Source organism: Paenisporosarcina antarctica (genome assembly GCF_004367585.1).
Lineage (GTDB): Bacteria > Bacillota > Bacilli > Bacillales_A > Planococcaceae > Paenisporosarcina > Paenisporosarcina antarctica.
In genome coordinates, this window is record NZ_CP038015.1 from 1,192,339 (window position 1) to 1,204,712 (window position 12,374).

The window sequence follows — 12,374 nt, forward strand, 5'->3', positions numbered from 1 at the left end:
TTACATTATAATGATATCTGTAGATATATTTAGGAGGGCGAAATAATGACAAAGCTAGACGCAACACTTACAATGTTAAAAGAATTAACAGATGCTAGAGCAATTCCAGGTAATGAACGTGAAGCTCGCGATGTAATGAGAAAATACATAGAGCCTTTTGCTGACCGTATGGATACGGACAACTTAGGTAGCTTAATCGCTGAAAAAGTTGGCGATGCTAATGGTCCCAAAATTATGGTTGCTGGACATTTAGATGAAGTCGGCTTTATGGTTTCACAGATTGATGACAAAGGTTTCTTGAAGTTTCAAACGGTTGGAGGTTGGTGGTCACAAGTAATGTTAGCTCAACGAGTAACAATCGTTACACGTAAAGGACAATCGATTACAGGTGTCATCGGTTCGAAACCACCACATATATTAACTCCTGAAGCGCGTAAAAAACCAGTGGATATAAAAGATATGTTTATTGATATCGGTGCGTCTTCTAAAAAAGAAGCTATGGAGTGGGGCGTATTACCTGGAGATATGGTTACTCCATATTTTGAATTTACGGTCATGAACAACGATAAATTACTTCTAGCAAAAGCATGGGACAATCGCATAGGTTGTGCGATCGCAATTGACGTATTAAAGGCTTTGAAAGGGGAGAACCACCCGAATATTGTTTATGGTGTTGGGGCAGTTCAAGAAGAAGTAGGATTACGTGGTGCACGTACAGCTGCTACAAAAATTAAACCCGATATCGGCTTCGCAGTTGACGTTGGGATTGCTGGGGATACACCAGGAATTACTTCAAAAGAATCTACAAGCAAAATGGGTGATGGTCCTCAATTAGTATTGTTTGATGCATCTATGGTTTCTCATAAAGGTCTTCGAGATTTAGTGGTAAATACGGCTGAAGAAAACAATATTCCTTACCAGTTCGAATCAATGCCTGGTGGCGGAACAGATGCTGGAGCCATTCACTTAACTGCCAACGGAGTGCCTTCGTTAGCAATTGGTGTTGCAACTCGCTATATTCATTCGCATGCAGGTATATTACACCGAGATGATTATGAAAATGCAGTAAAATTAATTGTTGCAGTTATCAAGAAACTAGATCGTGACACAGTGAACAAAATTATATTTGATTAACATTCCTTAAAAGTATTACTAATGGTGATGGATATACTATTTTTAGATGAAAAGCAATAGCTTATTGAAAGCTAGTAGCATTAACCATTGTTAACTCTCTTAATTAAAAGCCTTTAAATATTTCTAGTTTAAGCGTAGTCTACTGACTACGCTTTTATTGTGCGATTTTTTACCATCTTTTAGTTATATCAATTGGAAACAAAAAATGGGATAAGTCTATTAATTAAGCCCGTCAGCCTAAAGAATTTTACTATCATTTAATATGTTATAGAAGTAAGACAAATTACGGATTTAATTGGATATCCATGTGGAGTCTACTAACAATCCGAGAGAAAGGAGGTGTAATCAATTATGAAATCATACCTGATGGAATTAGGAAAGTTAGATAGATGTGACTGTTTAAAGTGTCGTAAAGCACTAGTAAAATTACAATGTAAAGATGATTTTAACGAAAAAAAATGGGAAAAGAAACAAGGTTGTAATTGTTCAAAGTGTCGTGAAGTAGAGATGAAAATTGAATGTAAAGACGATTGCCACGAAAAGAAATGGGGTAAGGAACAAGGGTGTAATTGTTCGAAGTGTCGTGAAGTAGAGATGAAAATTGAATGTAAAGACAACTGCCACGAAAAGAAATGGGGTAAGGAACAAGGTTGTAATTGTTCTAAATGTCGTGAAGTAGAGATGAAAATTGAATGTAAAGACAACTGCCACGAAAAGAAATGGGATATGAAACAAGAATGTCATTGTTTCAATTGTCGTGAAGTAGTAATCAAAATTGAATGCCATTGTCATGAAGTAGAGATCAAAATCGAATGTAAAGATGGCTATCACGAAAAGAAATGGGATAAGAAAGAATGTAATTGTTTCAAGTGTCATAAAGTAGCGATTAAAGACGAATGTTACGATAACAAGTGTAAAGATTACTGTCCTCAAAAGAAATGGTGGAAAGAATACTGTTTTTAAAATAGATACAAAAATGACTGTGACAAAAGTACAACATAAATTACATGCAAATAGTTGAAATAGACAAAGAAAAATCATCTATATGATTTTTCTTAAGTGTCATGTTCTTATTTTTGTAGTAGTGAATGAAACTTGTCATGTATCTTATACAGTTGGATTTAAATCATTATATCCAATTGTTTAGCAGTAGTCTTAGCAGGTCAAATATGTTAACAGCTGTATGAAGTAGCAAGACAATAGTAATTGATGTAAAATTGAGAAAGCGTCTTATCCAATTGAAGACGCTTTTTTTGTGTTTAAATTAATAAAAATGCGCTTGCATTTATAAATATGCATAGTTATAATAGGTAATACATATTTATATTTAGGGGTGATTGTTAATGAAATTATTAGAATACGTTAATCTTGAAGTGGTTAAGAGTATAAAAGGAAAAGACTTATTAACTTGGTTTGATTATTCGTCTAAAGAAGTAAAGGAATTGTTAGAGTTGGCGGTGCATCTAAAGAGTTTAGCAAAAAGTGATGTACATCCTCCTTTGCTTGAAGGAAAGACAGTCGGGCTCATTTTTGAAAAGCATTCAACCCGAACACGTATTTCATTTGAAGTGGGAATAAATCACTTAGGCGGAAGAGCGATTTATATGCATGCTAGAGATTTGCAAATAGGACGTGGTGAGCCCATTTCAGATACAGGAAAAGTATTATCAGGATATTTAGATGGTATTATGATTCGTGCCAATTCACACAAAATGGTCGAAGAGTTGGCTCATGCCGCAACCATTCCAGTTATCAATGGATTAACAGATTTATATCATCCATGCCAAGCATTAGCCGATTTATTAACGATTCACGAAGTTAAAGGTTACTTACCAGGTCAAAAGTTAGCTTATGTGGGGGATGGCAACAATGTGGCACATTCACTCATTATTGCCTGTGCTCATCTTGGAGTTGATGTATCAATTGCCTCGCCAGTCGGGTTCGAAGTAGATAATAGTATTTTAGCAAAAGCTCAACAACTAGCAGTTTCAAATGGATCGACAATAACAACAACCACTAACCCAATCGAAGCTGTAAAGAATGCTGATGTCATTTACACAGATGTTTGGACTAGTATGGGGCAAGAAGAAGAAACCGCAGCGCGACTACTAGCTTTTGAGGGCTATCAAATAAATGATGAACTCGTCAAACATGCAAAGTCAGACTATTTATTTCTACACTGTTTACCTGCTCATCGTGAAGAAGAAGTGGCAACATCGATTATCGATGGTCCACATTCAAATGTATTTGACCAAGCAGAGAATCGTTTACATGCACAAAAGGCCATTCTCGCATCCGTCTTTTCATAAACAAAGAAAGTTCCTGAGAAAGCTATCAGGAACTTTTTTTGTGTGCAAAAGTGAGAAAGTTAATTTTCTGCAGTGAATTCATACTAATAAAAATGTTACTTATTATTGACAAAAAGTTAAGTATATATTACATTTAGTACAGTATACTTAACATGGAAGAAAGGATTGGCCTGGATGCTCCATAACAAAGTTAAAGAACTACGTGCACGTTTTGGATTTACCCAAGGGGACTTAGGAGAGAGAGTAGGGGTCACCAGACAAACAATTGGTTTTATAGAAAAAGGCAATTTTTCTCCATCAATTACTTTGGCTTTAAAAATGGCAAGGGAGTTTGAAATAAAAGTTGATGAGTTGTTTTGGTTGGAAGGAGAGAAGAAATTATGAAAAAAGACTTTCGTGTACAGTACCCACTATGGCAAATGGCATTTATTGTACTGTTTGGTTTTTTTGTTTTTAGTGTAACTAGTGCTACTACAGAATTAATTAATAGTACTGACGAATTTAGTTATTCGTTTGAATTAGCTACCTTCGAATCTTTGTTATTGCTTGGATCTATTTCCTTAACATTAGTATTGGGGGCAATATTTGCATCTAAAATAGCCAAACATAACAAACAACACCCTACTCAAAAACTAACGATGTGGCAAATTCGTCCATTAGAATTCCTAGAGCAAGATGAAGGGATGACACACATTACGAGAAAAGCAGCACAAAAAGTGTACACATTCTTCGTGTGGGCTCTTCCGGCACTGGTAGCGATCTACTTAGTATTTGAATTATCTAGATTTTGGATGATTCTTGGTATCTTATTTTTAGCTCTTATGCAATATATAATCTACTACTTAGAAGTACGTAAACATTTGAAGGAGGTCGAGGATTAATGTGGGAATATTTATTAGTTTTTTTAGGGGCAGCTACTCCTTGGCTAGAAATAGCGTTAGTCATACCTGTAGGAATTGTGGCTGGATTATCACCATTTTGGGTGATGGTTCTTGCATTTACAGGAAATTTATTAACCGTAATTATTGTCATCATCGGCTTTGATAAAATTCAAGTTTGGTGGTTGAAACGTCAAGAAGAAAAAGGCAAATCGTCATCTAATAAACGTTCTGATAGAGCGAAGAAAATTTGGAGTAAATATGGTTTACCAGGACTTGCATTGCTTGGACCTATATTAATTGGTACTCATATCGCTGCATTTATTGGCATGAAGCTTGGGGCAGATAAAAAATGGACAACGCTGTGGTTAACTATTAGTATCGCTCTATGGACATTAACATTTGGTATTTTAACCGCACTTGGTTTTGATTTCTTTGTTAAAGAGAATTAAAATAAGAAAAGTCTCCGCGTTAAACGGAGACTTTTCTTATGCTTTAAACGTTTGTTCCAAATGCTTTAATACGGTTTCTTTTTCTGGTTCAGGAGCGGTCTGCCACCATTTTTCAAAAAACACACCAAGCCCTGGAAGCAAATGTTCTTCGCCACGTTTAATGGCATCTTCAACGACGTCACGAATTTGTGAAGCATCGTTACCGATCATGTTAGCTGTAATAGCATCTCTAATTTGAAAGTCCATAATTTCTCCTCCTCACGTTTTCATTTTGTGCCCAGCTCTCGCCACTTATACATGAATTTGATACACTTAAAAGAAAAAGGTGGTACAACTAGAAATGAAACGCATAGAATCATCGCAAAATGCACAAGTAAAGCATTGGAAAAGACTTATTACCGTACGTAAAGAGCGAGACAAATCAGGAGAATTCTTAGTTGAGGGATTCCATTTAGTTGAAGAAGCGTTGAGAAAACAAGAGTCTGTTTTAGCACTTATTGTAAGAGAAGGAATGACCATTCCAAAAAACTGGAATGTTGAAGAAATTGAAATTATTGAAGTAACAATGGACATAGCTAAAGAAATGGCTGAAACTGAACACTCGCAAGGAATTTATGCACATTGTAGCCAATCAACAACGACCAAAGAACAACAACAATCTTGGGAAAAGCTTCTCTTTATTGATGCTGTTCAAGATCCAGGCAATGTTGGTACAATGATTCGTACAGCGGACGCTGCTGGACTAGATGCAGTTATTTTAGGGAAAGGATCAGCGGATGCTTTTAACCCGAAAACCGTCCGATCTGGTCAAGGTTCACATTTCCATATTCCGATTGTAAAAGGCGACTTATCTGATTGGGTACAAGCATGCAAGTATAAAGATATTCCTGTATATGGAACTTCTTTAGATGATTCAGTCGTCTACAACCATATCGAACCACAACCACAATTCGCATTAATTATGGGTAATGAAGGTAGTGGATTGTCACAACAACTGCTCCAACAAACGGATATGAATTTAAAAATCCCATTAGTAGGACAAGCCGAATCATTAAACGTAGCAGTTGCAACAGGGATTCTTTTATACACATTAATACCTATTCAAGTTGAATCTTGATGAAAAAATGAATTAAGTTTATAATAGAAAGTAATATGATACGCTAAAAGCTTTGACCGGGAAGAGTACGTGAAATCCTTTTATTAAGGAAGTTTGCACCAAGACTGAAAGTGCAAATATAAAAGTTTCATCGAAGTTCACCCCGTTAGTTGCCGCCAGGACCAGCAGTTGCTGTAAAGGTGTGCCGGTGAAGAGCCGTTAATTCAATGAAGTGATTACGTCTGGAAAATCAGCGTAGTAATCAGGGTGGTACCGCGAAAATAGTTCCTCGTCCCTTTTTCAGGGGCGGGGTTTTTTATTTTTTTAGAGGGAGGATGTACAAATGCAAGAACAATTACAACAATTAAAACAAGAAGCGATTAGCAAAATAGAATCTGCTTCAACTGTAAAAGAACTTCAAGACGTACGTGTAGCATATTTAGGGAAAAAAGGACCGATTACGGATTTATTAAAAGGCATGGGGAAACTACCGGCTGAAGAACGTCCTAAAATGGGTGCACTTGTAAACGTCATTCGTGAAGAGGTAACATCAGTTCTAGATGAACGTCTTGTTGTATTAGAAGACTTTGCAATTCAACAACAACTAAAAAATGAATCAATTGATGTGACATTACCAGGTCGTCCTGTAAAAACAGGAAATCATCATCCTTTAACACGTGTTGTAGAAGAAATTGAAGACTTATTTATTAGTATGGGATATGAAATTGCTGAAGGTCCTGAAGTGGAAAAAGATTACTATAACTTCGAAGCATTGAACTTGCCAAAAGGGCATCCAGCTCGTGATATGCAAGATTCATTCTACATTTCAGAAGATATATTACTTCGAACACATACATCACCAGTGCAAGCACGAACGATGGAAGCTAAAGGCGGAGAACCAATTAGAATTATTTGCCCTGGTAAAGTGTACCGACGTGATAACGATGATGCGACACATTCACACCAATTCACTCAAATCGAAGGTCTTGTCATCGGTGAGAACATTCGCATGAGTGATTTAAAAGGTACATTATCTGTGTTTGCAAAGAAAATGTTTGGTGACGATCGTGAAATTCGCTTACGTCCAAGTTTCTTCCCATTTACTGAGCCATCTGTTGAGATGGATATATCTTGTTTTAAATGTGGTGGAAGTGGCTGTAACGTCTGTAAAAAAACAGGTTGGATCGAAATTTTAGGTGCCGGTATGGTGCATCCAAATGTATTAGAAATGGCAGGTTACGATTCAAAACGTCTGTCAGGGTTTGCATTTGGTATGGGACCAGAGCGCATTGCGATGTTGAAATATGGAGTGGAAGACATTCGTCATTTCTATACAAATGATGTGCGATTCGTTTCTCAATTCCACCGAACTGAAGTGTAAGGAGGAGATCACATGCTAGTTTCTACAAAATGGTTAGCAGATTACATCGAGACAAAAGGATTAGCTCCAGCAGAGCTTGCAGAGATGATTACGCGATCAGGCATAGAAGTTGATGCTGTTATCGATCGCTCACATGGAATGACTAACGTCGTTGTTGGTCATGTAGTGGAATGTGGAAAGCATCCAGAAGCAGATAAATTATCCATATGCCAAGTTGATGTTGGGGAAGAAATGACACAAATTATTTGTGGAGCACCAAACATAGCTACTGGTCAAAAAGTAATCGTGGCACGTCCGGGAGCGATATTAGCCGGAGGCATGAAAATTAAAAAAGCGAAACTTCGTGGAGAAGAATCAAACGGTATGATTTGTTCACTTCAAGAGCTTGCAATTGAAGGGAAGCTTGTACCCAAAGCGTATGCTGAAGGAATTTATGTATTGCCAGTTGATACACAAACGGGTGCAGATGCACTTGAAGTTCTAGGGTTACATGATACGGTGCTAGAACTTGGTTTAACGCCAAACCGTGCAGATGCTATGAGCATGTTAGGTGTGGCATACGAAGTTGGTGCGATTCTTTCTGAAGATATGAAATATCCTGAAATCAACTATACTTCATCAAATGAAGTAGCTGAAAATGTCTTGAAACTACGTGTGGAAGACTTGGATGCAAACCCAATGTACGTTGCAAAAGTAGTGAAAAATGTAAAAATCGGTGAATCTCCATTATGGTTACAACAACGTTTGATGGCTGCAGGAGTGCGACCACATAATAATGTTGTTGACGTGACCAACTATGTGTTAATGGAATATGGTCAACCACTTCATGCATTTGATTACGATCGTCTAGAAACAGGTGAAATCGTTGTGCGCGCAGCACGTCAAGGTGAAAAAATCACCACATTGGACAATCAACAACGCGAATTACAAGCCCATCATTTGGTTATAACAAACGGTCAAGAACCTGTAGCGATTGCAGGAGTTATGGGTGGCGCTAATTCAGAAGTACATGAAGGCACGACAACCATCGTTATAGAGTCAGCATACTTCAAACCCGCTTCTGTTCGTCAAACATCAAAAGACCATAACCTCCGCAGTGATGCGAGCTCTCGTTTTGAAAAAAGCGTAGATCCGAATCGTGTGGAAGCGGCCGCAGAGCGTGCAGCACAACTGATTGCGGAACTTGCTGGAGGAGAAGTCCTACAAGGCAGCGTTAAAGTTGACGAACTGGATAAATCACAAAAAGAAGTAGTGGTATCCCCAGACTTCATTAATAATCGTTTAGGTATGAAAATTTCTTTAGAAGAAATGACAGCTATTTTAAGTCGTCTAAAATTCGATTTCGAAGCAGCGAATGGACAGCTTTATATTCAAGCACCCACACGTCGCCAAGATATCCAGATTGAAGAAGACATCGTGGAAGAAATTGCTCGTATTTATGGCTATGATGAAATCCCATTAACACTTCCAGATGGTGAAATAACGCCTGGTGGGTTAACTCCTTATCAAGCACAGCGCCGAATCGTTCGCAACTTCATGGAAGGTGCAGGCTTGCATCAAGCAATCACCTATTCATTAACATCTAAAGAGCTTGCGCAAAGCTTTGCGTTAGAAACAGCACCTGTAACGGAATTATTAATGCCTATGAGCGAAGAACGAAGTACCCTTCGACAATCATTAATTCCACATTTACTCGAAGCTGCCACTTATAACGTAGCGCGTAAAGCAGATGCAGTGACGTTATTTGAAACAAGTTCTGTATTCTTAGGTGAAACAGCTGAAGGTCTTCCTCACGAAGAAGAACATGTAGCGGCAGTTTTGACAGGTAAATGGCTTGACCATAGCTGGCAAGGTGAACGCAAAACAGTCGATTTCTTTGTGTTAAAAGGAATTATTGAAGGCTTGTTTGCAAAACTAGGATTAGACAAACATCTGTCATTTGAACAGGCGCAAGTGAATGGTCTACACCCAGGTAGAACGGCGACAATTAAACTAGCCGACAAGTCAATCGGTGTTGTTGGACAATTACATCCAACTGAACAAAAGAAACGCGATTTAAAAGAAACATATGTAATGGAACTGAACATGGCTAAACTATTAGCTTTCTCTCTAGAACCATTATTGTACACACCAGTACCACGTTTCCCATCTATCTCACGTGATATTGCTTTAGTCGTTGAAAGAGCGAAAGCGGCTGGCGAATTAGAACAAATTATTCGTGGAGCGGGTGGTAAGTTATTGAAAGATGTCCGAGTTTTTGATTTATACGAAGGAGAGAAAATGGAACCAGGTCAAAAATCTGTAGCATTCTCTCTAACTTACGAGGATCCAGAACGTACATTAACAGATGAAGAAGTCGTAAAGGCTCATTCGAAAGTATTAAAAGCTCTTGAAGTAGAAGGTAACGCACAACTTCGAGGATAAACCATAGGAAGAAGAGGGAGAACTAAACCTCTTCTTTTTTTATTTTATAAGAAAGTGAAAATAATTATATACATCCTTTTTTTCATTCCAACAAGCAATGTTGAGATAGGTGTGAATCTGGTCGTTAGTTGAGTGTTATGAAGTATCTGTAAGTCCATAAAAAAGGGTATTCCCATACTATAAAGTGTCTCGCATCGTCAAAATTCTAAAGTTCTTAGGTCGAGCATAGCTCAGTTGTAATTATTGGTTGTGACGTTGTAATTATGTAAGGTGACGTTGTAAAATTAAACCTTCATGTTGTAAAAATAGCGATTCACGTTGTAATAGTTAAATTTTGGGAATTAAATAGCTAATTAATATGTTAAAGATTGGTGACTTTTAAATGTGGATTTTGGAAAATAGATGAGAGGTTATGAAACTTGGTAATTAAGTTTGAAAAAGAGGATAGCCAAACTGAAAGTGACACAAAGAAGCAATCTAAAGTGATATGGAAATTGTTGTCGACATCTTGGTATCGTAACGCTAGTTAGAGAAATTCAGACCTGTGCACGTGGTTGTAGGCGAGCTAAAGGACGCACATCCGTACAAAATCGCCTACCAGAAAAGAAGACTAGCGATGTGAACGTCACATCGCTAGTCTTCTTCTTTAGTGCAGTAGGTTTGTCGTCAACAGTGATTCGAAAATTCAAGTCGCTAAATCCTTTTTCAGCGGTGTCACTCAAACTACTGGGTCAGTTCAATTTTTGTCCGGTTTTCTTGCAAATATAAGATGTTATATTCTTTTTTTCTTATTGGCAAGAACGGTGGCTTTCCCTGTATTCGCAAAATGCTTTTTCGTAATTGACGTTAAATAATCTTCACCTTTAGATAATAAAATTTGTGCTGCGACTTCATCTACTTTAAAACCAGCACCTTTTGGTATAGTGACTCCAGCGTTTTGACTGAGCTTATCCATCTCTTCTAAAAAGGCAACGCGTGCTAAAATGGATGCAGCTGCCACTGATACATGAAGTTGTTCAGCTTTAGTTGAGAACAATACATTTTCACGAATGATTTCTTTTTCAGCTTTTATATGATTGTAGTAAATGCCTCGTTCTGCAAATTGATCAATTAATATAAACTCAGGTTTATCAGGGGCAATTTTAGAGAGTACATGTTTCAAGGCTTGATTGTGTAACAGTGCTTTTATTTTTCCTTGTGACCAGCCTGTAGCTTGCACGGTGTTGTATTTTTCATTCCCAAGGACCAGGATTTTGTAAGTCAGTGATGTTTTTAAATCAGGAGCCATTTTGCGCATAAGGTCATCCGTCAGCATTTTTGAGTCTTTGACACCTAAGAATTGAATGAGTTCGATTTTATCTGCAGGCACGTAACAAGCAGCAACTGTCATAGGACCAAAAAAATCACCAGTTCCAGTTTCATCGGAACCAAGGACTGATTTCAAGGCAAACCCTTCAGGTAAAGTATCACCTTTTGTCGAGCTGACTTTTTTACCTGCTTTTTCTTGTACTGTTCCCCAACGCATTGCTTCTCGACTTGCACCTCCACCTTGAAACAATACTTTCCCAGACTTGTAAACAGTAATAGATGTGTCTGATAGTTTCGCAGCAAAAACCACACCCGGTGCGTTTCTATGAATTTTGTTTTTTAAATAATAGGACATGACGGTTTTTAGTTGATTAGTAGATAATAAAAGAACTTCGTTTGACATGAACACTTTCCTTTCTATGGTTCATTATTCACAACTGTATCCATTTCATGGTATGATACATAATAGGATTTTGATGAGGAGGGAAACCTTTGTCAGAGAAACATAAAATACGAGTTTCAGTAGATATTTATGGACAAACATATATGATGATGGGTTCGGAAACGAGCGGGCATATGCGTCTAGTTGCATCTATGGTTGACGATAAAATGAGAGAAATAAATACTCATAATCTATCATTAGATAGTTCTAAATTAGCTGTTCTTACAGCACTTAACGCCATGCATGAATATGTTAAAATAAAAGATCAAATAGAACGACTAGAAGAAGAAATAAAAATGTTAAAGGGCTGAATAAATGTTAGATTTTGTGATTTTACTACTATTATTAATAGGATTAATCGTGGGTGCTAGACGAGGTCTAATCGTCCAATTGTTACATATGACGGGATTTATTATTGCACTCATCGTGGCCTATACTTATTATAAACCACTTGCTGAGAAATTTGTGTTATGGATTCCATATCCTGCAGTTGACTCAAGTTCAAGGCTTACATTTGCAATTGAGAAACTTGATTTAGATCAAACGTTTTATCAATTGATTGCATTTGCACTCATCTTTTTTGTAATCAAATTTGCTTTACAACTTGTTGCTTCCATGTTTGATTTTCTTTCGTACTTACCTGTATTAGGATTTATTAGTAAGATTACAGGAGCAATTTTAGGATTTATTGAATTTTACATATTGTTGTTTATTTTAATTTATGTATTTGCTTTATTACCAATAGAACCTTTCCAAAGTTTAATTGAAAACTCCAATTTAGCGATTTTCATGCTAGAAAACACACCATATTTTTCTGATGCGGTTAAAAATTGGTGGTACATCTATACTGAATAGTGACTTCTCTCTTCCTGAGAGGAGTTTTTTTTAGAGATAGTTTAAAAAGTACACTTAAAGTAACTATGCAGAGTGAAGACATCACTGCATTTGTC

Annotated in this window: 13 protein-coding genes and 1 other annotated feature; of the genes, 11 read left to right on the top strand and 2 right to left on the bottom strand. The window is 37.1% G+C overall.

The genetic code is table 11. The features are described 5' to 3' along the window. Positions 1–45: 45 nt before the first annotated feature. From E2636_RS06020 to E2636_RS06045, 6 genes are all read left to right on the top strand, one after another. Positions 46–1,134 (top strand): M42 family metallopeptidase, encoded by a 1,089-nt coding sequence (locus tag E2636_RS06020; protein ID WP_134209393.1) that lies wholly within the window; start codon positions 46–48, stop codon positions 1,132–1,134. A gap of 351 nt (positions 1,135–1,485) precedes the next feature. Next, positions 1,486–2,097, top strand: a complete 612-nt coding sequence (locus tag E2636_RS06025; RefSeq protein WP_134209394.1) for a hypothetical protein — start codon at positions 1,486–1,488, stop codon at positions 2,095–2,097. Positions 2,098–2,477: 380 nt separating this feature from the next. Then, positions 2,478–3,443, top strand: coding sequence for an ornithine carbamoyltransferase (argF, locus tag E2636_RS06030; RefSeq protein WP_134209395.1), 966 nt, complete (start codon positions 2,478–2,480; stop codon positions 3,441–3,443). Between the two features lie 174 nt (positions 3,444–3,617). Then, positions 3,618–3,827 carry a helix-turn-helix transcriptional regulator gene (locus E2636_RS06035; RefSeq protein WP_134209396.1) on the top strand — a complete coding sequence of 70 codons (210 nt, stop codon included), beginning with the start codon at positions 3,618–3,620 and terminating at the stop codon, positions 3,825–3,827. Beyond that, complete coding sequence (locus E2636_RS06040; RefSeq protein ID WP_134209397.1) at positions 3,824–4,324, top strand: hypothetical protein; 501 nt, start codon at positions 3,824–3,826, stop codon at positions 4,322–4,324. The genes E2636_RS06035 and E2636_RS06040 overlap by 4 nt, the downstream gene beginning before the upstream one ends. Then, a complete protein-coding gene (locus E2636_RS06045; protein WP_134209398.1) occupies positions 4,324–4,773 on the top strand; it encodes a small multi-drug export protein in 450 nt (149 codons plus the stop codon). Before E2636_RS06040 ends, E2636_RS06045 begins: the two co-directional genes overlap by 1 nt. 36 nt (positions 4,774–4,809) lie before the next feature. Here E2636_RS06045 and sspI read toward each other — a convergent pair whose 3' ends face one another. Then, on the bottom strand, positions 4,810–5,019 hold the full coding sequence (sspI, locus tag E2636_RS06050) for a small acid-soluble spore protein SspI (protein WP_134209399.1): 210 nt from the start codon (positions 5,017–5,019) through the stop codon (positions 4,810–4,812). A 94-nt stretch (positions 5,020–5,113) separates the two neighbouring features. On the opposite strand from sspI, the gene E2636_RS06055 reads away from it, so the two are divergent. The 3 genes from E2636_RS06055 to pheT all read left to right on the top strand — a co-directional run bounded on the left by E2636_RS06055 (position 5,114) and on the right by pheT (position 9,674). Beyond that, positions 5,114–5,890 carry a TrmH family RNA methyltransferase gene (locus tag E2636_RS06055; RefSeq protein WP_134209400.1) on the top strand — a complete coding sequence of 259 codons (777 nt, stop codon included), beginning with the start codon at positions 5,114–5,116 and terminating at the stop codon, positions 5,888–5,890. Between the two features lie 43 nt (positions 5,891–5,933). After that, positions 5,934–6,169, top strand: a binding site (T-box leader). Between the two features lie 43 nt (positions 6,170–6,212). Continuing rightward, positions 6,213–7,250 carry a phenylalanine--tRNA ligase subunit alpha gene (gene pheS / locus E2636_RS06060; RefSeq protein WP_134209401.1) on the top strand — a complete coding sequence of 346 codons (1,038 nt, stop codon included), beginning with the start codon at positions 6,213–6,215 and terminating at the stop codon, positions 7,248–7,250. Positions 7,251–7,262: 12 nt separating this feature from the next. Further along, positions 7,263–9,674 carry a phenylalanine--tRNA ligase subunit beta gene (gene pheT, locus E2636_RS06065; RefSeq protein WP_134209402.1) on the top strand — a complete coding sequence of 804 codons (2,412 nt, stop codon included), beginning with the start codon at positions 7,263–7,265 and terminating at the stop codon, positions 9,672–9,674. Positions 9,675–10,446: 772 nt separating this feature from the next. On the opposite strand, the gene rnhC is transcribed toward pheT, so the two are convergent. After that, positions 10,447–11,385, bottom strand: coding sequence for a ribonuclease HIII (rnhC, locus tag E2636_RS06070; RefSeq protein ID WP_134209403.1), 939 nt, complete (start codon positions 11,383–11,385; stop codon positions 10,447–10,449). An 89-nt stretch (positions 11,386–11,474) separates the two neighbouring features. On the opposite strand from rnhC, the gene zapA reads away from it, so the two are divergent. Both zapA and E2636_RS06080 read left to right on the top strand, forming a co-directional pair. Next, the gene (zapA, locus tag E2636_RS06075) at positions 11,475–11,735 is read left to right on the top strand and encodes a cell division protein ZapA (RefSeq protein WP_134209404.1); all 261 of its coding nucleotides are present in this window, start codon (positions 11,475–11,477) and stop codon (positions 11,733–11,735) included. A 4-nt stretch (positions 11,736–11,739) separates the two neighbouring features. Beyond that, positions 11,740–12,279 (top strand): CvpA family protein, encoded by a 540-nt coding sequence (locus E2636_RS06080; protein WP_134209405.1) that lies wholly within the window; start codon positions 11,740–11,742, stop codon positions 12,277–12,279. Positions 12,280–12,374: the final 95 nt, after the last annotated feature.